General features: G+C 68.8%; 26 protein-coding genes. 12 read left to right on the top strand and 14 right to left on the bottom strand.

The features are described 5' to 3' along the window. Positions 1–100 precede the first annotated feature (100 nt). The 12 genes from QE377_RS08230 to QE377_RS08175 are packed head-to-tail and all read right to left on the bottom strand — an operon-like array spanning position 101 to position 9,472. A complete protein-coding gene (locus QE377_RS08230; protein WP_307321690.1) occupies positions 101–1,339 on the bottom strand; it encodes a dihydroorotase in 1,239 nt (412 codons plus the stop codon). Continuing rightward, positions 1,336–2,181, bottom strand: a complete 846-nt coding sequence (locus QE377_RS08225; RefSeq protein WP_307321688.1) for an FAD-binding oxidoreductase — start codon at positions 2,179–2,181, stop codon at positions 1,336–1,338. Before QE377_RS08225 ends, QE377_RS08230 begins: the two co-directional genes overlap by 4 nt. Then, the gene (locus tag QE377_RS08220) at positions 2,178–2,561 is read right to left on the bottom strand and encodes a M20/M25/M40 family metallo-hydrolase (protein ID WP_307321685.1); all 384 of its coding nucleotides are present in this window, start codon (positions 2,559–2,561) and stop codon (positions 2,178–2,180) included. Before QE377_RS08220 ends, QE377_RS08225 begins: the two co-directional genes overlap by 4 nt. After that, complete coding sequence (locus QE377_RS08215) at positions 2,536–3,447, bottom strand: hydantoinase/carbamoylase family amidase (protein ID WP_307321682.1); 912 nt, start codon at positions 3,445–3,447, stop codon at positions 2,536–2,538. The genes QE377_RS08220 and QE377_RS08215 overlap by 26 nt, the downstream gene beginning before the upstream one ends. Then, on the bottom strand, positions 3,444–3,890 hold the full coding sequence (locus QE377_RS08210) for a hypothetical protein (RefSeq protein WP_307321679.1): 447 nt from the start codon (positions 3,888–3,890) through the stop codon (positions 3,444–3,446). Before QE377_RS08210 ends, QE377_RS08215 begins: the two co-directional genes overlap by 4 nt. Further along, the gene (locus QE377_RS08205) at positions 3,887–4,327 is read right to left on the bottom strand and encodes a hypothetical protein (RefSeq protein WP_307321678.1); all 441 of its coding nucleotides are present in this window, start codon (positions 4,325–4,327) and stop codon (positions 3,887–3,889) included. The genes QE377_RS08210 and QE377_RS08205 overlap by 4 nt, the downstream gene beginning before the upstream one ends. Then, positions 4,324–5,166: an IclR family transcriptional regulator gene (locus QE377_RS08200; protein WP_307321674.1), complete on the bottom strand. Its 843-nt coding sequence runs from the start codon at positions 5,164–5,166 to the stop codon at positions 4,324–4,326. The genes QE377_RS08205 and QE377_RS08200 overlap by 4 nt, the downstream gene beginning before the upstream one ends. Then, positions 5,163–6,095 (bottom strand): dihydroorotate dehydrogenase, encoded by a 933-nt coding sequence (locus tag QE377_RS08195; RefSeq protein WP_307321671.1) that lies wholly within the window; start codon positions 6,093–6,095, stop codon positions 5,163–5,165. Before QE377_RS08195 ends, QE377_RS08200 begins: the two co-directional genes overlap by 4 nt. Beyond that, on the bottom strand, positions 6,092–6,835 hold the full coding sequence (locus QE377_RS08190) for an ABC transporter permease (RefSeq protein WP_307321668.1): 744 nt from the start codon (positions 6,833–6,835) through the stop codon (positions 6,092–6,094). The genes QE377_RS08195 and QE377_RS08190 overlap by 4 nt, the downstream gene beginning before the upstream one ends. Before the next feature lie 19 nt (positions 6,836–6,854). Continuing rightward, positions 6,855–7,889 (bottom strand): ABC transporter substrate-binding protein, encoded by a 1,035-nt coding sequence (locus tag QE377_RS08185; RefSeq protein WP_307321665.1) that lies wholly within the window; start codon positions 7,887–7,889, stop codon positions 6,855–6,857. Between the two features lie 36 nt (positions 7,890–7,925). Then, a complete protein-coding gene (locus QE377_RS08180; RefSeq protein WP_307321662.1) occupies positions 7,926–8,726 on the bottom strand; it encodes an ABC transporter permease in 801 nt (266 codons plus the stop codon). Beyond that, positions 8,723–9,472, bottom strand: a complete 750-nt coding sequence (locus tag QE377_RS08175) for an ABC transporter ATP-binding protein (protein WP_307321660.1) — start codon at positions 9,470–9,472, stop codon at positions 8,723–8,725. The genes QE377_RS08180 and QE377_RS08175 overlap by 4 nt, the downstream gene beginning before the upstream one ends. A 324-nt stretch (positions 9,473–9,796) precedes the next feature. On the opposite strand from QE377_RS08175, the gene QE377_RS08170 reads away from it, so the two are divergent. From QE377_RS08170 to QE377_RS08130, 9 genes are all read left to right on the top strand, one after another. After that, entirely contained in the window at positions 9,797–10,504 is a 708-nt protein-coding gene (locus QE377_RS08170; RefSeq protein WP_307321658.1) for a nucleoside phosphorylase, read from the top strand. A gap of 85 nt (positions 10,505–10,589) precedes the next feature. Further along, positions 10,590–10,742 (top strand): LacI family DNA-binding transcriptional regulator, encoded by a 153-nt coding sequence (locus QE377_RS08165; RefSeq protein WP_307321657.1) that lies wholly within the window; start codon positions 10,590–10,592, stop codon positions 10,740–10,742. A 49-nt stretch (positions 10,743–10,791) separates the two neighbouring features. Then, on the top strand, positions 10,792–11,289 hold the full coding sequence (locus QE377_RS08160) for a GH32 C-terminal domain-containing protein (protein WP_307321654.1): 498 nt from the start codon (positions 10,792–10,794) through the stop codon (positions 11,287–11,289). Then, positions 11,253–12,143 carry a PfkB family carbohydrate kinase gene (locus QE377_RS08155; protein ID WP_307321651.1) on the top strand — a complete coding sequence of 297 codons (891 nt, stop codon included), beginning with the start codon at positions 11,253–11,255 and terminating at the stop codon, positions 12,141–12,143. Before QE377_RS08160 ends, QE377_RS08155 begins: the two co-directional genes overlap by 37 nt. Before the next feature lie 165 nt (positions 12,144–12,308). Then, the gene (locus tag QE377_RS08150; RefSeq protein ID WP_307321649.1) at positions 12,309–12,668 is read left to right on the top strand and encodes a type II CAAX prenyl endopeptidase Rce1 family protein; all 360 of its coding nucleotides are present in this window, start codon (positions 12,309–12,311) and stop codon (positions 12,666–12,668) included. Then, positions 12,665–13,297, top strand: a complete 633-nt coding sequence (locus QE377_RS08145) for a TetR/AcrR family transcriptional regulator (RefSeq protein ID WP_307321647.1) — start codon at positions 12,665–12,667, stop codon at positions 13,295–13,297. Before QE377_RS08150 ends, QE377_RS08145 begins: the two co-directional genes overlap by 4 nt. A gap of 41 nt (positions 13,298–13,338) precedes the next feature. Continuing rightward, a complete protein-coding gene (purL, locus tag QE377_RS08140; protein WP_307321645.1) occupies positions 13,339–15,669 on the top strand; it encodes a phosphoribosylformylglycinamidine synthase subunit PurL in 2,331 nt (776 codons plus the stop codon). Beyond that, positions 15,669–15,803: a hypothetical protein gene (locus tag QE377_RS08135; protein WP_307321643.1), complete on the top strand. Its 135-nt coding sequence runs from the start codon at positions 15,669–15,671 to the stop codon at positions 15,801–15,803. The genes purL and QE377_RS08135 overlap by 1 nt, the downstream gene beginning before the upstream one ends. 216 nt (positions 15,804–16,019) lie before the next feature. Beyond that, positions 16,020–16,883 (top strand): hypothetical protein, encoded by an 864-nt coding sequence (locus QE377_RS08130; RefSeq protein ID WP_307321642.1) that lies wholly within the window; start codon positions 16,020–16,022, stop codon positions 16,881–16,883. Between the two features lie 154 nt (positions 16,884–17,037). On the opposite strand, the gene map is transcribed toward QE377_RS08130, so the two are convergent. Beyond that, positions 17,038–17,808, bottom strand: coding sequence for a type I methionyl aminopeptidase (map, locus tag QE377_RS08125; RefSeq protein ID WP_307321640.1), 771 nt, complete (start codon positions 17,806–17,808; stop codon positions 17,038–17,040). A 46-nt stretch (positions 17,809–17,854) separates the two neighbouring features. Between map and QE377_RS08120 the strand changes: the two genes are divergently transcribed. The 3 genes from QE377_RS08120 to QE377_RS08110 all read left to right on the top strand — a co-directional run bounded on the left by QE377_RS08120 (position 17,855) and on the right by QE377_RS08110 (position 19,696). Then, positions 17,855–18,130: a helix-turn-helix domain-containing protein gene (locus QE377_RS08120; RefSeq protein WP_307325912.1), complete on the top strand. Its 276-nt coding sequence runs from the start codon at positions 17,855–17,857 to the stop codon at positions 18,128–18,130. 467 nt (positions 18,131–18,597) lie between these two features. Next, the gene (locus QE377_RS08115) at positions 18,598–18,981 is read left to right on the top strand and encodes a hypothetical protein (RefSeq protein ID WP_307321638.1); all 384 of its coding nucleotides are present in this window, start codon (positions 18,598–18,600) and stop codon (positions 18,979–18,981) included. 82 nt (positions 18,982–19,063) lie between these two features. Next, positions 19,064–19,696, top strand: a complete 633-nt coding sequence (locus tag QE377_RS08110) for a TetR/AcrR family transcriptional regulator (RefSeq protein ID WP_307321636.1) — start codon at positions 19,064–19,066, stop codon at positions 19,694–19,696. Positions 19,697–19,799: 103 nt separating this feature from the next. Here the strand turns inward: QE377_RS08110 and QE377_RS08105 are convergent, their stop codons facing one another. Further along, positions 19,800–20,696: a glycine betaine ABC transporter substrate-binding protein gene (locus QE377_RS08105; RefSeq protein ID WP_307321633.1), complete on the bottom strand. Its 897-nt coding sequence runs from the start codon at positions 20,694–20,696 to the stop codon at positions 19,800–19,802. Between the last annotated feature and the right edge of the window lie 38 nt (positions 20,697–20,734).

Below are 20,734 nucleotides of genomic sequence, written 5' to 3'. Positions count from 1 at the left end.
GCGCACGTCCGGCAGAACCCACGCAGACGCGCGCACTGCCCCTCAACGGCTGAGCCGTGCAGCGCCGGCATCCTCATCTCGCTCAGCTCCGATGTCGGCGTCAACGAGCCGGGACTCCCTCGATCCACACCGACTCGACCCGGTGTCGCAATGTCCGCCCTTGGAAGGGCGTGTTCGCGGATGCGCTCATGTGATCGGCTCCGTCGACGGCGTACGTCGCCCCCGCACGGACGAGCGCGAAGGTGGCGGGCTCTCCCACAATGAGCGGACGCCCCGCCACAGACGCCACTCCGCCGATGGCAGCCGGGCGGTGGGCGAGAACGTCCGCAACGCGGGACCAATCGACCCTGCCGTCCGCATCCTCGAACACATCTGCCACGATCGAGAGCGCCGTCTCCAGTCCGGTGAAGCCGAAAGCGGCGTCCGCGAGCGGAGCGAGCTTCTTCGCCTTCGAATGAGGGGCGTGATCGGTCGCGACGATGTCGATCGTTCCATCGCGTAGCCCGAGCCGCAGCGCCTCGACGTCAGCCTCGGCCCTCAACGGGGGGTTCACCTTGAAGACACCGTTCTCCGCCTGAAGCAGGGAGTCGGTGAGGAGCAGGTGGTGCGGTGCGACCTCCGCCGTCACGGGGACCCCGCGTGCCTTGGCGGCGCGCACGAGCGCAACCGTCCCCGCCGTCGACACGTGGCAGATGTGCAAGCGTCCACCCGTGGCCGCTGCGAGGTCGATATCACGCGCGACGACCGCTTCTTCCGCCTCGACCGGCCACGGCTCCACTCCGAGGCTGGAAGCGACCCGCGCGTTCGCGACACCCCGCTCTGCAAGAGACGCGCTCTGCGCGTGCTGAGCGAAGACACCGCCCAGCACGGCGAGCGATCGAAGAAGCGCCTCGACGACAGCGGGGTCGTCGACACACGCCCCGTCATCGGAGAAGACATGCACCCCCTGCGCCCGCAGCGCCGCCACGTCGACGAGCTCCCGCCCCCGGCGTCCCATCGTCGCCGCAGCGATCGTGTGCACGCGCGAGCTCGCGCCGCGGGCGAGCTCGCGCTGGAGAAGCACATGCTGGACGCTGTCTACCGCGGGCTCGGTGTTCGGCATCGCGAACACGTCGGTGTACCCGCCGGCGACGGCCGCACGCGTGCCCGAAGCGATGTCCTCCGCTCCCTCCCCGCCAGGCTCACGAAGATGTGTGTGCAGATCGACCAGCCCCGGAAGGAGAACGAGGTCGCTCCGCCGCGAAACGGAGTCGCATATGGACGCTATGCGCCCCCTCTCCACGCGAACGTCGACGACACGCTGCGGCGCGTGCGACAGACGGACGGCCTCCAGGATCATTTGAGCGCTCCACGCAGATCGAAGACGGGGCCGTCGACGCAGACGAGGGGGCCCTCTGAGGCGGGGTCGGAGCGCATCGGAGCCGCGCAGCCATGACAATAACCGAGGCCGCATGCCATGTGAGCCTCGAGGGACACCTGGACCATGCTCCCCCAGCGATCCCCGAGGCGCCTCGCCAACAGCGCCAGCCGCGATGACCCGCAGACGAAAATGGCGCGCGGAGGAAGAGTGTCGAAGCGCCCCTCGAGCAGCTGCTCGACCGCTGCGATCTCACTCGAACCGTTCGCATCGTGCACGGCAATGGCCTGAACGCCCAACTCCGCGGCATCCGACTCGCCGATGACGCGCTGAGCCGTGCGCGCACTCAACACCGCGACGGCCGGGATCGCGCGCGTCCTCGCGTCCTCGGCCACAGTCATGAACGCGCAGATGCCGATCCCTCTCCCCATGAGCAGAATCGGTCCGGGCCCGTCGGGAATGCTGTAGCCGCGCCCCAGGGGACCGGTAGCTAGAAGCGAGGAACCCGCCTCGGCCTGCGAGAGGATGCGGGTACCCCTGCCTACCTGCCCGTAGATGAGCTCGATCGTGCCGTCGTCGACGCGTCGCCGGTGGATCGCCATCGGTCGCGGAAGGAGAACGCGTTCAGCACCGGGGACAGTGACCATGACGAATTGACCTGATTGGGCGCGTTCCGCGATCGCCGGCGCCTCCAGGACGAGGCGTCGGTAGGTCTGACTGACCGTTTCGTGACGGAGGACCCGTGCCGACACCGACACCGGTTCCGGGAGCGAGAACGGGACGGCCTGCGCACGAAGCTGATCCGCGAGGGCGTCGGGGATCACGCGTCGACGTCCAGCCGATAGAGCGCGGCGAGGAGCACATCCACACCGCTGGCGAGGTCGCTCGCCTCGGTGTGCTCTTCGGGGACATGGCTGAGTCCGTCGACGCTCGGAACGAAGATCATGCCCGTCGGGGTGACCCTGTTCACCTGTTGGGCATCATGGCTGGCGCCGCTGGAGAGCAGTCGGTACGCCAGCCCATGCTCAGCCGCCGCAGCGACGAGATGATCCTTGACGATCGCGGGCAGCACGACCGGCGATGTGTCGGCGATCACCTTCACCGAGACGTCTGTGCCTTCCGCCTCCGCGGCAGCCCGGTACGCGGAGACGAGCTGGTCGACAGTGGCCCTCTGTCGATCACTGTCGACGTCTCGCACATCCACAACGAAATCGACGCGTCCGGGGGATCGTCGTGATGGCCCCCGGCGACACATCGAGACGGCCGACGGTGACCCTGGTGCCGTGGTGAGCGGAATCGTTCGCGATGCTGTTGCCTGCGATGACGCACGATGCGGCGGCGACGAGCGCATCACGCCGCCGGTGCATGGGAGTGGCACCCGTGTGCGATGCCGTCCCATCGACCACGACATGCAGGCGGGTGCTCCCCGAGATGGAGTCCACCACTCCGATGGCGACGCCCGCATCCTGAAGCACCGCCCCCTGCTCCACATGAAGCTCCACGAAGGCGTGCCACTGAGCGGGATCCCACACGTGCGAGAGGAGCTCGTCAGGCGCGAGCCCGACATCACACATGGCCTGATACATGGAAACGCCGTCTACGTCTCGCAGATGCCGAGTGTCCTCCACGGAGGTCAGGCCGGCGATCATCCGTGATCCGTTGCAGGCCTGGCCGAACCTGGCGCCCTCCTCCGCGGCGAAGGCGACGAAACGCCACGGTCGCCGCCGCGCGATCGAGCTCCCCACCGCGAGACGGGCGACCTCCATCGCTGCGACCACACCTGCGATACCGTCGAATCGACCGCCGTGAACGACGCTGTCCAGATGCGACCCGGTACCGATCGCACCTGCGACGTCGGTGTCTGCCGTCGGAGCGAGTTCTGCAACGGTGTTGCCGGCTGCATCCGTGTGCACGGCGCAGCCCAACTCCCGCATCCGTTCCTCGAAGAAGGCATGAGCACGGCGTTCGAGAGCGGAATACGCCAGCCGCGTCACCCCGTCACCTGCCTCCGTGAAGGCCGCGAATGCGCTCAGATCAGCGGTGAGCCTCGAGGCCTCGGCGGGATGAACCGGCAGCACAGCCGTTCTCATCGCTCGGAGTCCCCGAGCGTACGCGCAGTCAGCAGACCGTCCCGGTCGCCCTCTGCCGGGGTGAGCTGCGCCACCGCGACGCACGTGTGACCGGCTCCGGCCAGCGCTTCCGCGGCGACGTCGATCTGTCGTGCCGACTCGGCCGATGCCGACACCAAGCCCACGCGAGCGGGCGGTATCTCCCAGCTCAGGTACAGCAGGCCCTCGTCCTCGGACAGCTGCACGGCCGGCACCCCCGAAGCGTCGGCGACCGCGAAAGCGAGTATCAGGTTCTCCGGACTGGTCCAGCAGGCGATGGCTGTGATGTCAGCGTCGAGCCCGCTCAAAGCGCGCGCCACCTCCGCAGCGACCTCACGAGCAGCTCGCGGGTCCTTCTCGGGGTGAAGACGAGCCCGCTCGTGTCCGGACGTGATCTTGCGGATGTTGTGTGCAATGGGAGTCATGACAGATCCTCTCGTGGGCTGATGATCGGGCTCGACGGCAACGTGAACAACGCATCCGCGCCAGGAGGCATCGCCCACACGGCGCGCCGGGCGACCACTGTCACCGCATCGTTCTGATACGCGTGCGCATCGGCTGCGCGTGCAGCAACGACGACGATCTGCTCGCCCGGAACGACCATGTCGCCCTCCTTACCGAAGGCGACACCGGTCGCCAGCGAGACGGCGGCTCCCAGAGCCTCGGCGCCGTCGCCGGTCGCGACGATCCTGTCGAAGTGAGGCGGCAGGGCGCGGGCGAGTTCGCTGGCCACACGACGCAGCGTCGAAGGTCGGTGGATCCACGCCGGCGTGCCGACCCCCGCGAGCGCTGCACCGTCGGCCAGGAGATCTGCTCGTAGTTCCTGGAGTCGGAGGGGGTCGTCGATCCAGTCGCCGCTCATCGCAGCTCTCCCATCTGCGTCATCAGCCGCTCGGCTGTGAGGTCTTGGTCGTCTGCGGCGATGTATCCGTTGGCGAGGGAGAGAGCACGTCCAGCGGCGATGACGCTCTGCGCAGCCTTCACTCTCGACTCCGCTGAATCCATGCGCGCCGCAGCGGCGGCGATCGTGACGGCGACGTCCACGCGGCCATCGGCCTCGTAGACGGGCGCGGCGACAGCCCAGACATCGTCGTCTAGTTCGTTGTCGCACACGTCGAAGCCGAAGCCGCGAACCTTGGCGAGATGATCGATGACGCGGTTCACCTCCCGGATCGTGCCGGGGGTGAAAGCGTCGCGTGGCGCCGCAGTGAGGAGGTGCTCGACGAACATCGGGTCCTGATAGGCCAAGATCGTCCGCGCCGAAGCGGCGGCATGAAGCGGCATCTCCTGACCTGCACGGACGAACAGACGCAGCGGATGGCGGCCTTCGACCAGCGAGATGCAGATGACGCGGGTGTCGTACATTCGGGTGAGAAACACCGTCTCCCCCGTCGCAACCGAGGCCACCCGCAGCGCATCAGGGGGTGCGACGATCGTTTCGGTGCGGCCGTGGCTCCGCCCGAGCCGGACGGCCTCCGGACCCAACCGGTATCGCTTCGTCGTGGGCGAGCGAACGACCCACCCCTCTGATTCGAGCGCCGCGAGAAGCCGGTGAACGGTGGCGAAGGGGATCCCGAGCTCAGAATGGATGGCTTTCATCGGCAGCCCCGCGGGAGCATCTGCCAGGTGGCTCAGCACCCTGAGGGCCCGGGTGATGCCCGTGAGACCCGCAGTGCCGCCCGCCCGTGTTTCTTCGGTCATGCAACAGCCCCCACTAGTTCGTCGAGCCCGCGCGCACCGTTCGCGATGACACGAGACCGTAGCTCGTCCACGATGTCTACCATCGATGAGGGCCGGGAGAAGGTGGCAGTTCCCACTTGCACGGCCGACGCGCCGAGACTCATGTAGTCGAGGGCGTCATCGGCCGTCATGATCCCCCCGCACGCGACCACAGGAATCCGCACGGCTCGCGCGCTCTGCCACACGAGCCGCTGGACGATGGGTTTGATCGACGGACCCGTGAGCCCACCCACGACGTTGCCGAGGATGGGACGACGCGTGCGCTCGTCCAGGGCCAGCACGGGCAGGGAGTTGGACACACAGACCGCGTCCGCTCCCGCCGCTTCGGCGGCCCCCGCGCACTCGGCGATCGAGGCGACCATGGGCGGGAGTTTGACGATGAGCGGCCGATCGGTCTCTCGCCGAGTCTGCGCGACGACGGTCATGATCGCCGACGGATCCGAGCCGATGTCTCTGCCGTCGGCGTCCAGATTCGGGCAGGAGACATTCAGTTCGTACGCGTCGGCCGCGTTGCCCAGTTCCGCGACGACGGGAGCATAATCCCCTTCGCGGTGCCCTCCGACACTGACGATCACCGACGTGCCCAACGCACGGTAGGCGGGATGCAGACTCTTCAGGTATCCGGTCGGACCCAGGCTGGGGATCCCGACGCTGTTGATCATTCCCGCCGGTATCTCGCTCAGGCGGTGCGGTGCGTTCCCGCCCCGCGCTTCGGCGAACACCGTCTTGGTGACCACGGCACCCAACCGCTGGCACGCCAACAAGGGCGCGAGCTCCGGCCCGAAGCATCCAGACGCCGGCATCACGGGATTGTTCAGCACGAGCGAACCGATGCGTACGCTCAGATCGACACCGACCGCCGGAGGGTCGGTCAGAACAGGAGAGATCACGCATACCTCCGTGTGAGAAGCCGTTCGGCCACCCTGACGGACTGGAACAGGGCCCAACCGATGAAGGACAGTATGAGCAAGGCGACGATCACCAGTGCCACGTCGTCATTGTCCTGCCCCTGCTTCTCGAGGAAGCCCAAGCCGGCCGTCGCACCGATGAACTCACCGATCACCGCAGCCGTCACGCCCGCCAGCATGCCGATTCCGAGACCGGACGCGAGTGCGGGGAGCGTGAAGGGCAGTTCCATGCGCACGGCGCGGCGCATCGCTCCCATGTTCAGGATCTTCGCGAGGTCCAACATCGCAGAGGGCAGTGCGTCGAGACGGGCGAGCATCGTGATGAGCACCGGGTAGAAGACAACGAGAGCCACGAGAGTGATCTTGGAGCCGATACCGAGACCGATCCACAGAATGAGCAACGGCGCGATCGAGATCTTGGGAGTCACCTGCATCACGACGACCACCGGCAAGAGCAGACGGCGGATGACGGGGACACGATAGAAGAGCATCGCGAGCACGACGCCCGCCAGAGCACCGATGACAGCGCCCTGCAGAACCTCGGCCAGAGTCTGCGCCGTGTTCAGCTGCAAAGACCCGCTCCCGAGGAGCGACTGCGCGCGCGCCAGCACCTCGCCGGGCGACGGGAGGACATAAGTAGGCAGACCGCCGTACTCGGCGAGCGCCCACCACGCGAAGAGGCCGGTGGCGAGTGAGGCCGCTCCGACAAGGAGCGACCTCACTCGCGACGCGGTAGAGGCGTCAGAGGTCACCGGGCTCCACCACCAGATCGGAGGCGTCGAAGGCCTTCGGGATGATGCCGTACTCCGCCTGATTGTCGATGGAGGCCTGCCAGCGATCGAGATCACCGTAACCGAGACCGTTCGCCTTCGTCGCGTCCGACGTCCACAGGTCCGGGATGAAGACGTTCTGGATCACATCGGTCACTGTCTTCTCCTGGCCCGCGAAGGTATCGGCGTAAGCGGGGATGACCTGCGCGACGGAGTCGGCGGGATGAGCGATCACGTACTCGATGCCCTTATCCAACGCCGAGACGAATCCGCGAACGACCTCCGGCTTCGACTCGCGGAAGGACGGGCTCGTCACCAGGACGTTACCGAACGAGGGAAGGTACTCGTCGCTGAGGATCTGGCCGACGGGGAAGCCTGCGGCCTGGAGAGCATAGTAGCGAATGCGCGAGAAGGCGATCGCGTCCACCTCGCCGTTCTGGAGAGCCTGGACGATGGCCCCGGACCCTACTGTCGACACCTGCACGTCGTTGACCGTCAGCCCTGCCGACTGGAGGATGGCCTGCAGCTGGATGTAGTTCGGGCTGCCGAGGTCGGTGACCGCGATGCGCTTGCCTGCCAGGTCCGCCGGTGAGGTGATGCCTGCAGTGTCCTTGTTGAACAGGATGGCGCCGATCCCCTGCTGATACGTCGTGTGGACGATGTCGACATCCACACCCTTGGCCTTCGCCGTGATGACGGAGTCACCGTTGGGGAATCCGAACTGCACGTTGCCGGCCGCAACGTTCTGTAGGATCGCGGAGCCTTCGGCATAGGTGAACTCGACATCGATTCCCTCGTCCGCGAAGTAGCCCTGCTCGACGGCTTCATAGAGCGGCGCGTAGTAGGGCACTGCGGCGCCGTCGATCTGAAGGGTGACCTTCGTCGTCTCGCCGCCAGCGGCGGATCCGCCGCTGTTGTTCGCGACGTCGGCGGGGCTACAGCCGGTGATCAAGAGAGCCGCCGCAGCGGTTGCCGCGACGAGCGCGGCGATGTTCTTGCGTGACATGCTTTTCCTTTGCGGGTGTGTGTCGGGTGGTGCAGGTCAGATCGCTCGCCACCGCAGGATGCGGCGTTCGGCGAACGAGATCACGCCGAAGCCGGCCAAACCGGTGACGATCGTGACGATGACGGCTGCGATGAGCAGCGAGCTGTTGTACGAGGTATTGCCGAGGACCATGAGATAGCCGAGCCCCTCTTGGGCGGAGATGAACTCCGCCAGGAACGCGCCGGTCATCGCGTCGACGATCGCGATCTTTGCCCCCGCGAACAGCTCCGGCATGGCGTGCGGCAGCTGAAACTGGAAGAAGTAGCGACCGCGGCCGACGCCGAGGATGCGGCCGAGGTCGCCGAAGGCGGGTGGTGTGGACGACAGTCCGAGCTGCATCGCGATCATCATCGGGAAGAACGTCAGCGTGAGGATGAGCACGAGCTGCGACTCGAGGCCGAGCCCGAACCACAGCACGAGCAGTGGGGCGATCGCGATCTTGGGGGCTGCCTGGAGCACGAGGATGTACGGATTTGCGATGTCTCGCGCCCACCGAGAACGCCACAGCACGTATCCGAGGCCGCATCCGATCACGACTCCGCCGATGAAGCCCAGTGCGATGTTGCGCAGGGTGTATCCGAGGTGCACCCAGAGCTCACCGCTGACCGTCAAGCCGACGAGCGCCTCTCCGACAGCGCCCGGGCTGGGAAGCAAGTACTGCGGGACATTCGCGATCGTGACGTACGCCCACCACAGCGCGATGATGACGACGACATATGCGAGCGCCCGCCCGACAAGCATGAGCGGCCGCGAGGTGATGCGCGGCCGCGACACTTCGGCCAGCTCGGTCGTCGTCATCCGAGTTCCTCGCGGAGCATGCCGGTGAAGTGCGCGAACTCCGGGAGTTGTCGCGTTTCGGATGACCGCTCACGAGAGAACGGCACGTCATGGATCGACTTGATTCGACCGGGCCGCGGGCTCATCACCACGACCCGGTCGGCGAGGTAGGCGGCCTCCTCGACGCTGTGGGTGACGAGCACGATCGTCTTGTGCGTGCGCTCCCAGATGGCGAGAAGGTCGTCCTGCAGCTTGTCGCGGGTGATCGCGTCGAGCGCACCGAAGGGCTCGTCCATGAGCAGGACGCGCGGGTCGTACGCCAACGCTCGCAGGATTCCGACGCGCTGCTTCATTCCCCCGGAGAGCTGTGAGGGATACGACTGCGCGAAATCGCGCAGTCCGACCATCTCGAGCAGTTCTTCCACTCGCGCCGAGCGGGCAGCCTTGTCCATCCGCTGACTTTCCAGGCCCAGCGCCACGTTGCGGCTCACGGATCGCCATGGAAGAAGGGTGGCCTCCTGGAAGACGAAGCCAATGTCCTTGCCGGGCCGCGGGGGCACGGACCACTTGAGAGAACCGACGTAGTCGTCGTCGAGGCCCGCAATCATGCGGAGCAGCGTGGACTTGCCGCATCCGCTTGGTCCGATCAACGCGACGATCTCTTGATCTCCGATCGACAAGCTGACGTCGCTGAGCGCCATCACATCAGGATTGCCGCGTCGGCGGTAGGTCTTGGTGACGTGGTCGATGTCGAGCAGAGTTGTCATAGCTTCCTTGTTTTCACTGAGCGAAAGTATGTTTCCATGAACTGCGCACAGAGTTTCGGGGCATCGGCGACCCGGCGAGCGAGAGAAAGCAAGTCTCCACCGGATGTGTTTCCGCGACGTTACAACGGCCTTGCATTCAATTTCAAGCACAAGCCCGGGTGCAACCATTAATGTAGTGAGGCCGGATGTACCGGCTTCCCGCAGGAGAAATCGGAATCAACTTCCGCTAGGAGAGAATTGAACATTCCACTGCGCTCCGCCGCGGATCCGTGGCTCGACGGGCGTCCGCCCCACATCCCCTCCGACGGCTCACCCTTGCCCGAAGTGTGCCTTCTGCCCGGCGACCCGGCGCGGGTGGGCTTGGCGGCCCCTCTCTTCGACAGCTTCGAGATCATCGGCTCGCGGCGAGAGTTCACTCTCGCGGTCGGTTCGTACAGGGGTACGTCCATCGCCATCTGCTCGACCGGAATCGGCGGACCGTCCACGGAGATCGCCCTGATCGAGTTGCACCGATTGGGGGTACGCACGTTCATCCGGGTGGGTGGGATGGGCGCTTCGAATCCTTCGGTCGCGCCCGGATCCCTCACCTCGGTCCAGAGGACGTTCAGAGAGGGTGGGGCAGCGCGCTTCTATGACTCCAGCACGGAGCCGGTGAGCGCGGACCCATCCGTGGCCGCCGCGCTCGAGCGCGCAGCCCGGACTCGTGATGAGACGCTGCTTCCGGTGTCCACGCTGTCGTGCGATTCGTACTACCTCGGTGAAGGGCGCCCGGTCAGCGGATTCGAGGACTTCGCGCGCGACCGGCTCCGACATGTCACCGAACTCGGCGCAGACGCAATGGACATGGAGTGCGAGACCGTCTTCGTGATCGCTCGCGCGCTCAACGCCCGATATGGGGCGCTGCTCGCCGCACACGGCAACAGAGCCACCGACGAATGGCTAGAGGACTACGAGCCCGTCCAGCTGCGACTTCTCCAGGTCGCTCTCGACGCATCGGTGAATCTGACCCCCACCGACCGGCTCGGACCGTAGACCGCGCGGGCAGAGCCCGCGCCTCCAGCCCCCGCCCTCGACCGCTGAGCCGTGCAGCGCCGGCACCCGAGTGAAACAATGAGGGATGCCCGCGCGCCGTGTCTCGATGGACGATGTCGCCCGCCACGTGGGTCTGAGCCGCAGCACGGTGTCGTTCGTCATCAACGACCGCACCGACATCCGCATCGTGGAGCACACCGAGCGCCGCGTCTGGGAAGCCGTGACGGAGCTGGGGTAACGCCCCCACGCGGCCGCCCGCGCCCTCGCGTCCGACGCGTACCCACGAGATGGGCGATCTCGAGGTCCGCGGCACACACGAGCTCGACGTGCGCGCCTCGTCGTACGAGCTGACCTGCACGCTCGAGTGGGCTGCAGCGGATGCGGCGAACGATATCGGCCTCGAGGTGTGCCGCGCCCCCGGCGGAGGGCGCTTCGTCTCGGCGGGCATCGAGCCACCCGCCGCCCGCGCCTACCTCGACCGCACGCACACGGTGAACCCCGGCGGCGGGCGCACGCACGCGCCGCTCGAGCACACCGCCGCACGGGTGAGCCTGCGACTGCTCGTCGACCGCACGAGCGTCGAGCTGTTCGTCGACGAGGGTCGCAGCGCACAGTCGCACCGTGTCTTCCCCCTCGCGGGCGACGACCGCATCCATTTCTACGCACGCGGGGGGAGCGCCGTGTTCCGCGACCTGGCCGTCCGCGAGCTCTCGGTGGTCGCCCCGGAGGTGTCGGGGATGAGCACGGGGTGCTCGTCGTCGGCGAGAGCCTCATCGACATCGTGACGGATGCGGGCCCTCGCACGACGGAGGTCGCGGGCGACTCCCCCGCCAACGTGGCCCTCGGACTCGCACGGCAGCAGGTGCCGGTGCGGCTGCTCACCGCTCTGGGCCGCGATGCGCGGGGCGAGCGGATCGGCGCGCACCTGCGCGCGGCGGGCGTCGAGATCCTCGACTCCTCGTGGTCGCTGTCGACGACGTCGACGGCGCATGCCCGCATCCGGGGCGACGGGTCGGCCGAGTACGTCTTCGACCTCGACTGGACGCTGCCTCAGACCGACCGGCTGGAGCCCGCCGATCTCGTGCACATCGGCTCGGTCGGCGCGTTCCTGGAGCCCGGCGCGACCACCCTCGAGCGATGGCTGGAGCGCCGTGACGAGAGCACCCTCGTGACGTTCGACCCCAACATCCGTCCCGCGCTGCTCGCGGACCGCGAGGCGTCGGTGGCGGGGTTCGAACGCCTCGCCGCGGTGTCGGACGTCGTCAAGCTCAGCGACGAGGACGCACAGTGGCTGTACCCCTCCCTGCCGCTCGACCGCGTCGCAGAGCGCGTACGGCGCTGCGGCCCTCGCCTGGTCGCGACGACCCGCGGCGGCGCCGGCGCGCTGCTGCATGCGGCGGGCGTGTCGGTGCAGCAGGGCGCCCCGTCGGTTGCCGTACGCGACACCGTCGGCGCAGGCGACACCTTCATGACCGCGCTCATCCAGCGCGTGCGGGCGACGCCCCGCATCCTCGACGCACCCGAGCGCTCCGCGATCGCGGAGGCCGGGGCGTACGCGGTCGCGGCGGCGGCGTTGACCGTGCAGCGCGTCGGTGCGGATCTGCCCACCGCGGCCCAGATCGTCGCGGCGATGGAGTGACCCGACCACCGAACGGAGCGACCAGAAGAGGCGAACCGAGTCGCCCGTTGCGCCGGAAGGAATACAGTCGTGGTCACCGCGCCCGCCCCGCATCTCGTCTTCGCCGCTGGGCCACGGCCGTCGGATTCGCCCTCGTTCCCGTGGTCTTCACCGCGGGGGGCGCTGGTGCTCGCGCTCGATCCCGCATCCGCCTCCCTGGTGCTGACGGGCACGACCATGCTCTCCGCGGCGCTCGGGCTGATCGTCCTCCTCACCGGCGGCGAGAGCCCGGCGGCGACCTGGACGCAGGTGGTGTTCACGGCCGTGTTCGGCCTGGTGGCCGCTCAGCTGGTCGTGCTCACGGACAGCCTGTGGCCCGTGATCGCCTGGCACGCACTGTGGGACTTCACGAACACCGTGGGCGGCAACCTCTCCACGCCCGAGGCGTTGACCGGAATCGGTGCCGCTGTCGTCGTGCTCATCATGTACTCGCTCGTGCTCGGCCGCCGGATCTCGGCCGGCGCCGCCTCGGGGGCGCGGCGATGACGGCGGCGTCCCTGGGCGGACGGGAGCTGACCGCGCGCCAGATCGAGCTGGCGGACGCCGCGCTCACGATCATCGCGCGCGACGGGATGGCGGCGCTGTCGTTCCGTTCGGTGGCGGCCGAGGCCGGCTGCTCCCTCGGGGCGGTGCAGAAGGCCTTCCCGCGCAAGGAGCGCATGCTCGCGGCCGCGTTCGCCCGGCTGCGCGAGCAGTCCGTCGCGCTCCCGCCCGACGCTCCGGGTCGACCGACCCTGCGGAGCTGGCTCGTCTCGCTGATCCTCAACATCCTGCCGCTCGACGAGCACCGACGCTCCGCGCAGCGCCAGTGCGAGGCGTTCGCGCACGGCGCCGCATCCGATTCCACGATCCGCGCGGCGGTCTCCGAGAGCGACGCGCAGCTGCGGGGCCTGCTCGCCTCGCTCGTCCTGCGCGCCCGTGAGGAGCGGGAGATCCCCGCCCACATCGACCCGGAGGCCACCGCGTGGGCGGTGCTGGCACTGACCCAGGGCGTCGCGACGCAGCTGAGCTACGACACCCTCCCGACGAACGAGCTGCGTATGCGCCTGGACGGCGCCGTGGCCGCACTGCTGGCCGCGCCCGCAGCGGACGCGGATACGGCACCGCACAACTAGACTGAGCAGGTCCGGCACCCCGATCCCTGGAGCTCAGCCGCGTGACCACTCCCGCCACCGCCTCGCGTCCTGCCGCCGATACCGTCGAGAACGCTCGGGCCACCCCCGAACGCGAGCAGCCGTACGCCGCTCTCGGCCTCAAGCCCGACGAGTACGACCGCATCCGCGAGATCCTCGGCCGTCGCCCCACCAGCGGCGAGCTGGCCATGTACTCGGTCATGTGGAGCGAGCACTGCTCGTACAAGTCGAGCAAGATCTACCTCCGCCAGTTCGGCCAGAAGGTCACCGACGAGATGCGCGAGCGACTCATGGTCGGCATGGGTCAGAACGCCGGCGTCGTGGATGTGGGCGAGGGCTGGGCAGTGACCTTCAAGGTCGAGTCCCACAACCACCCCAGCTACATCGAGCCCTTCCAGGGCGCGGCCACCGGCGTCGGCGGCATCGTGCGCGACATCATCTCGATGGGCGCGCGCCCGGTCGCCGTCATGGACCAGCTCCGCTTCGGCGCGATCGACAACCCGGACACCGCCCGCGTCGTCCACGGCGTCACGAGCGGCATCTCCTTCTACGGCAACTGCCTGGGCCTGCCGAACATCGGCGGCGAGACCGTCTTCGACAGCGTCTACCAGGGCAACCCGCTCGTGAACGCCCTCGCGGTGGGCGTGCTGCGCCACGAGGACCTCAAGCTCGCCGACGCGACGGGCCCCGGCAACAAGGTCGTGCTCTTCGGCGCCCGCACCGGCGGCGACGGCATCGGCGGCGCCTCCATCCTCGCCTCCGACACGTTCGCCGACGGCGGCCCGACCAAGCGCCCCGCCGTGCAGGTGGGCGACCCGTTCGCCGAGAAGGTGCTCATCGAGTGCTGCCTCGAGCTGTACCGCGACGAGCTCGTGGAGGCCATCCAGGACCTCGGCGCCGCCGGCATCTCCTGCGCGACGAGCGAGCTGGCCGCGAACGGCGGATCCGGGATGCGGGTCGACCTCGAGAAGGTGCTGCTGCGCGACCCCTCGCTGACTCCCGAAGAGATCCTCATGTCGGAGTCGCAGGAGCGGATGATGGCGATCGTCGCCCCGGAGAAGCTCGACGCCTTCCTCGCCGTCGTCGACAAGTGGGAGGTCGAGACGAGCGTGCTCGGCGAGGTGACCGGCGACGGCCGCCTCGCGATCTTCTGGCACGGCGAGCAGATCGTCGACGTCGATCCCTCGACCGTCGCCGTCGACGGCCCCGTCTACGAGCGTCCGGTCGCCTACCCGACGTGGATCGACGCACTCCAGGCGGACTCCGCATCCGCCCTGCCGCGTCCGAACGACGCGGCGGCGCTGCGCGAGCAGTTCCTGCAGCTGCTCGGCAGCCCGAACCTCGCCGACACGTCGTGGATCACGAACCAGTACGACTACTACGTGCTCGGAAACACCGCGCTCAGCTTCCCCGATGACGCCGGCATGATCCGCGTCGACGAGGAGTCCGGCCTGGGCTTCGCGATCGCCACGGACGCGAACGGGCGCTTCTGCCAGCTCGACCCGTACCAGGGCGCGAAGCTGGCCCTCGCCGAGGCGTACCGCAACGTCGCCGTCACGGGCGCCACTCCCACCGCCGTCACCGACTGCCTCAACTTCGGCAGCCCCGAGAACCCCGAGGTCATGTGGCAGTTCTCGCAGGCCGTCGAGGGCCTCTCCGACGCGTGCCTCGATCTCGGCATCCCCGTGACCGGCGGCAACGTCAGCTTCTACAACCAGACCGGCGACGTCCCGATCCACCCCACCCCCGTGGTGGGCGTCATGGGCATCATCGACGACGTCGCCCGCCGCATCCCGAGCGGATGGCAGGATGCGGGCGAGAACCTCTACCTGCTGGGCGTCACGGCGAACGAGCTCAGCGGTTCGGCGTGGGCCCAGGTCGTGCACGACCACCTCGGCGGTCGTCCGCCGGCGGTCGACCTCGCCGCTGAGAAGCGCCTGGCTCAGCTGCTGCGGGCCGCCGGCGATCAGGGACTCGTCTCCAGCGCCCACGACCTCTCGGAGGGCGGCCTCGGACAGGCCCTCGCCGAGGGCGTCATGCGCTTCGGCGTCGGCGCGCGCGTCTGGCTCACCGAGATCATGGAGCGCGACGGGGTGGATGCCGCATCCGCTCTCTTCTCCGAGTCGACCGGTCGCGTCATCGTCAGCGTGCCCCGCGAGGAGGACGTGAAGTTCCGCGGTCTCTGCGACGGACGCGACTACCCCGTGCTGCGCATCGGTGTCACCGATTCCGGCGACGGCGAGTCGGTGCTCGAGGTGCAGGACGTGTTCACCCTGTCGGTTTCCGAGCTGCGGGAGCGCTCGCGCGCGACGCTGCCCGCCGCGTTCGGTCCGACGGTGACCGAGGACGCCTGATGAACGACGACGAGGAGTACGAGGGCTTCGCCGACAAGCGCCAGATGCGCATGAAGGTCGTCGCCTGGGTGGTGATCATCGCTCTCGTGCTCGTCGGCGGCGGCTCGACCGTCCTCGCGCTGCTCTTCGGCTGAAGCGGATCGGCGCGGTCCGTTCGGATGCTGCGGGGTCCTGGGGGTCCTAGTGCGACATCTGCACGACTCGTGGTGCGGACGTGAACTCGCGAGGCGGATGAGGCGGGATTCACGGTGTCCGCCGTGCACATGTCGGACCGACTGAGCCGCCCCGGCTGTGCCTGTGTCCGCCGCATCCCCTCGGCCGTCCGTCCTGTCGCGCCGTACGATGGGAATGTGGGACCCCTGCTCGAGTTCCTCGCGGTCTGGTGGTGGACCGCCCCCGCTGCGGCGGGCGCCGGCACCGTCGGATACGTCGCGGCCACGACCGGGCGGCGCCGGGCGCGTCGTCTGGCGCTGGATGCGGCGCGGCACCAGGAACAGCATGCGGTCCGTGAGCTGCTCGGCGCCCGGGCCCGCACGCGTGCCGCGCAGGCCGAGGTGCAGGCCGCCCGTGCCACCCGCAGCGCCTCGCACTCCGAGGCGCGCCGCGCGCTGAACCAGGCACGCGAGGCGCAGCGCACAGCCACGCTGCTTCTGCGCGCCGCGCGCACGCGGGTGAAGGCGGAACGCGCGCAGCTGGCCGCCCGCGACGCCGAACTCCCGCTCGCGCGGATCGTGCGCGAGCACGACACGATCGCCGCGCGCTGGCTCGAGTACGAGACAGACGTCGAGCTCGCGATCGCCGTGCCCCAGATGAGCGACCCCCACCATCCGGCGACAGCCGCCTACCTGCAGGCGATGCAACGGGCGCAGTGGCTGCGCCCGCCGAACGGCGCGACGCGCATGGATCCCGCGGACTACGTGGCCTACGCCGCTGCGGTCCGTGAGCTGAACGATGCGTTCGCCGCCGCGGAGACCGCGGCCCTGCGGGCCTCCGCGGAGCGCGGGCGTCGGCATCCCGAGGTTCCGCCGCGCGAGAGCGCGTCGGCATCCGATCCGCCTCGCGTCATCCGCACCGAGCCCGCGCGGCCCGCACCGGAGACGCGGAAGCCCGCGCCGCGCACGCCGGAGTCGTCCGGAACGGCCGAGGGGGTCGTCCGCACCGTCTGGCCCGTGCCGCGCCGCTCCGGTGGCGCCGGTCGCGACCCGCGGTCCTGAGCCGGCGAGCACGCGCGCCCGGCGTCTCGGAGTGGCGCCATCTGCACGACCGACCCCGATCTGCCCGCCTCGCGGGCCCCGGACCACACACCGGCTCCGGCGATCGTGCGGACGTCGCGGCCGAGGGGAGCGGGCAGTGCGGTGTCCCCCGGCGTCAGCGCGGCAGCGTCAGGATCTCCGCGCCGGTCTCCGTGATGGCGATCGTGTGCTCGGTGTGGGCCGTGCGGCATCCGGTGGCGCTGCGCAGCGTCCAGCCGTCGTCGTCGATCACCAGTTGATCCGTGTCGACCATGACCCACGGCTCGAGCGCGAGCAGGAGGCCCGGACGCAGCACGAAGCCGCGCCCGGGACGCCCGGCGTTCGGGACGTGCGGATCCTGGTGCATCGTCGTGCCGATGCCGTGGCCACCGAACTCGACGTTCACGGAGTAGCCGGCCTGCTTGAGCACGGTGCCGATCGCGCGAGACAGATCGCCCACCTTGGCGCCCGGCTTCGCGGCCGCGATACCCGCGGCGAGGGCGCGCTCGGTCGCGTCGATCAGCGCGACGCTCTCGGCGGGGCGGGTCTCGCCGACGATGAAGCTCACCGCCGCATCCGCGGAGATGCCGTCGAGCGTGACGGCGAGGTCGAGGGTCAGCAGGTCGCCGTCGGCGACGCGCTCGTCATGCGGCATGCCGTGCAGGACGGCGTCGTTGACGGCGGTGCAGATGTAATGGCCGAACGGCCCACGGCCGAACGAGGGCGCGTAGTCGACGTAGCACGACACGGCACCGGCGCCCAGGATCATCTCCTTCGCCCAGGCGTCGATCTCGAGCAGGTTGGTGCCCGGCACGACGCGCGAGCGGATCGTATCGAGGATCTGACCGACGAGGGCACCCGTACGGCGTGCGCGGTCGACCTCGGCGGGCGTGAAGATCTCGATCATGAAAATAACTATACCGGTCGAGAAATACCGCTATCGTGGGCGCATGATGGTCCGACTCCCTCTGACACCCGTCGAGATGGAGCGCGGCCGACGCCTCGGCGCAGCTCTGCGGCGAGCGCGGGGCGAGCGCTCGATGCTCGAAGTGGCGCTCGACGCCGGCATCTCCCCCGAGACGCTGCGAAAGATCGAGTCGGGTCGCGTCGCCACGCCCGCATTCTCCACGGTCGCCGCCGTAGCGTCGGTCATCGGCCTGTCACTCGACGAGCTCTGGGCGGATGCGGCCGGCGCAGCGCCCGGGACACGACGAACTCTGGCCTCCTGACCCGCGATCGGAGCACCGCGGCTCCTAACATGGAGAAGTGGATCAGCTGTTCGCGTTCCTCCAGCACAACTGGTGGCTCGCCTTCCCCCTCATCGGCGTCGCCGGCGGCGTCGCCCGCGCGTGGGAACGAGGCGCGAAACGGCGGCATGAGAGGCGACTCGAACTGATCCGCGCCAGGAGCGGAGCGGTCCCACAGGCGCCCGTCGAGCCGCGGCCGGAGCCTGTGGCATCCGCGCTCGAACGCACGCTCGCCGAACACGACGCGACCACGGCGCGCTGGCTCGAGTACGAGCTCGACGTCGCCAAGATGATCGCCTACCCCGCCATGAGCGACGGGCGCCAGGAGCTCACGGCCGCGTTCCTGCGCGCCAAGCGGGTCGCGGACCGGATGCGGCCGGCATCGGCGGATGCGAGGATCACCGCGGCAGAGCTCGCCGCGTACCAGAACGCCCGTCACGGACTACGAGGTGGCCTTCGACGTCGCCGAACGCGAGGCGCGACGCGTACGCGATGCCGGGTTCACGCCGTCCGAGCGCAAACGCCTCGACACCGCGCAGCAGCTGCTCTCGGTCGCGGTAGACGAGGCGGCGACTCCCGCCGAGCGACAGCTCGCGTATCGCCGGGTGCGCGAAGAACTCGACGGGTTGATCTCGCTCTCCGATGCGGCGATCGACGAGCTCGAGCGACGCGTCGCCCTCGAGCTTCCTGCCACCGCCGCCTGGAACGGGGCCGATGCGGCGGAGGCCGGTCCCCCGGCATCCACGACCGGGTCGGATGAAGAGGGGCACCGGCGCGAACCGCCGATGCCCCCGGGCCCCCGCGACGCCCCCCAGCGACACTCACATCCATAACGCAGGCCGCGTCGTCTCAGGCAATCGCCTAACGTGGACGCCGTCCAAAGATATACCACGCCCATCTTTCACTTCAGGAGCCATGGCCGAGTCACTGCGCGCACGCAAGAAGCGCGACACCGAGAACGCGATCGAGATCGCGGCCGTCGAGCTCGCCCTCGAGCGCGGCCACGCGAATGTCACGGTCGCCGACATCTGCGAGCGCGCCGACGTGTCGCGCAGCACGTTCTTCAACTACATGAGCTCCCGCGAGACCGCGCTCTTCGGACGCTCGCTGCACCTGCTGCCGGCCGACCAGGCGGCCGTCATCATCGAGATGTCGGCGGACGTCCCGCTCACCACCGCGGTCTTCCGGCTGATCATCGCCTCGATCGGCCACGCGCAGATCAACGCGGTGGTGGCGGAGGGACGCAATCGGATGCTGCTGGAACAGCCCGATACGCAGGCCGCGATCCTCGCGCCCTTCCTCTCGCTGACCACGGAGCTCACGGCGTTCCTCGCGCCGTGGCTCGCGGCGCACCCCGAGTGCCGGCGGCTCGCCGGCGATGACACGTCGATCGTGCGTGAGGCATCGCTGACGGTGCTCGTGACCGTCTCCGCGTTCCAATCGCTCATCTCCGACATGACCGGCGCGGGCGACGTGGAAGCCACCGAGGCGGCGTTCCGCGATTCGGTCCGCAAGCTCGCCCTGCTCGCCGAGGAGAGCGCGCACTGAACGCCAGAATGCGCTGAGCGCGAGAGCGCAGTGAGAACCAGCACGCACCGAATGCCGGAACGCGCCGCACCCCGAAGGATGCGGCGCGTTCCGGCGACGATCGTCAGGACGTCAGCGCGTCCACCCACGCCTGGTTCTCGGCGATCCAGTCGGTGACCGCCGGGGCGTAGTCGTTGCCGCTGCCGCCGGAGTTGAACATCGCATCCTCGAGCGAGTACAGGGTGTCGTTGTCCATCTTGAACGACGCGAGCCAGTCGTTCACCTCGGGGAAGTCGTCCTTGAAGCTCGCCGACGTCACCGTGTGGATGCCCTCGGCGTCGCCGAGCAAGCCATCAGGATCCTCGAGGTCCTTGAGCGGGAAGGCGTTGTAGGCCCAGTGCGGACGCCACAGGGTCACGGCGATGTCCTTGCCCGCATCCGTCGCCGCCTGAAGCTCGGTGAGCATCGCCGGCGTCGAGGACGTGACGAAGTCGAGTCCTTCCAGACCGTAGCCGGGGATGACCTCGTCCTGCGTGACGGTCACGAGACCGGATCCCGCCTCGATGCCGACGAGACGGTTGCCGAAGACGTCGGCGTTGTCGGCGAGCTCGGTGAGCGAGTCGATGGGAGCGTCCTCGTTGACGGCGATCGTCAGCTTGGCCTCGTCGTTCCAGGCGCCGAGGTCGACGAGGTCGTCGCCGTAGGTCTCCATGTACTGGGCGTGGGTCAGCGGCAGCCAGGTGTCCAGCGTCAGGTCGTAGTCGCCGTTCGCGATACCGGTGTAGACCGCTGCCGGGTCCGCGTACTCGAGCTCGACCTCGTAGCCCTGCTCCTCGAGCACGTTCTTCCACAGCTCGGACGCGGCGATGCCCTCGTCCCAGCCGTTGAACACGGCGATCGTGATGGGACGCTCGCCCGACCCTTCGCCCGCGTCGCCGGCAGCAGAGCAGCCGGTCAGGGCGAGGGCGGCGACGCCCGCGAGGGCGATTCCGGCGGTCAGGTTCTTCTTGGTGACAGTCATCTGCAGTCCTCTCCGTCCGCGTGCTGTCGCGGACAAGG

It is taken from the genome of Microbacterium sp. SORGH_AS_0862 (genome assembly GCF_030818795.1).
In the GTDB taxonomy this organism is placed as follows: Bacteria; Actinomycetota; Actinomycetes; order Actinomycetales; family Microbacteriaceae; genus Microbacterium.
The sequence above is the reverse complement of the archived record's forward strand: the minus strand, read 5'-3'. Positions and strand labels throughout refer to the sequence as shown.

Coding starts and splice junctions, on each gene's coding strand:
- QE377_RS08230 (WP_307321690.1), bottom strand. CDS start 1,339: ATGATCCTGGAGGCCGTCCGTCTGTCGCACGCGCCGCAGCGTGTCGTC.
- QE377_RS08215 (WP_307321682.1), bottom strand. CDS start 3,447: ATGAGAACGGCTGTGCTGCCGGTTCATCCCGCCGAGGCCTCGAGGCTC.
- QE377_RS08210 (WP_307321679.1), bottom strand. CDS start 3,890: ATGACTCCCATTGCACACAACATCCGCAAGATCACGTCCGGACACGAG.
- QE377_RS08205 (WP_307321678.1), bottom strand. CDS start 4,327: ATGAGCGGCGACTGGATCGACGACCCCCTCCGACTCCAGGAACTACGA.
- QE377_RS08200 (WP_307321674.1), bottom strand. CDS start 5,166: ATGACCGAAGAAACACGGGCGGGCGGCACTGCGGGTCTCACGGGCATC.
- QE377_RS08185 (WP_307321665.1), bottom strand. CDS start 7,889: ATGTCACGCAAGAACATCGCCGCGCTCGTCGCGGCAACCGCTGCGGCG.
- QE377_RS08180 (WP_307321662.1), bottom strand. CDS start 8,726: ATGACGACGACCGAGCTGGCCGAAGTGTCGCGGCCGCGCATCACCTCG.
- QE377_RS08175 (WP_307321660.1), bottom strand. CDS start 9,472: ATGACAACTCTGCTCGACATCGACCACGTCACCAAGACCTACCGCCGA.
- QE377_RS08165 (WP_307321657.1), top strand. CDS start 10,590: ATGCCCGCGCGCCGTGTCTCGATGGACGATGTCGCCCGCCACGTGGGT.
- QE377_RS08160 (WP_307321654.1), top strand. CDS start 10,792: ATGGGCGATCTCGAGGTCCGCGGCACACACGAGCTCGACGTGCGCGCC.
- QE377_RS08145 (WP_307321647.1), top strand. CDS start 12,665: ATGACGGCGGCGTCCCTGGGCGGACGGGAGCTGACCGCGCGCCAGATC.
- QE377_RS08135 (WP_307321643.1), top strand. CDS start 15,669: ATGAACGACGACGAGGAGTACGAGGGCTTCGCCGACAAGCGCCAGATG.
- map (WP_307321640.1), bottom strand. CDS start 17,808: ATGATCGAGATCTTCACGCCCGCCGAGGTCGACCGCGCACGCCGTACG.
- QE377_RS08120 (WP_307325912.1), top strand. CDS start 17,855: ATGGTCCGACTCCCTCTGACACCCGTCGAGATGGAGCGCGGCCGACGC.
- QE377_RS08110 (WP_307321636.1), top strand. CDS start 19,064: ATGGCCGAGTCACTGCGCGCACGCAAGAAGCGCGACACCGAGAACGCG.
- QE377_RS08105 (WP_307321633.1), bottom strand. CDS start 20,696: ATGACTGTCACCAAGAAGAACCTGACCGCCGGAATCGCCCTCGCGGGC.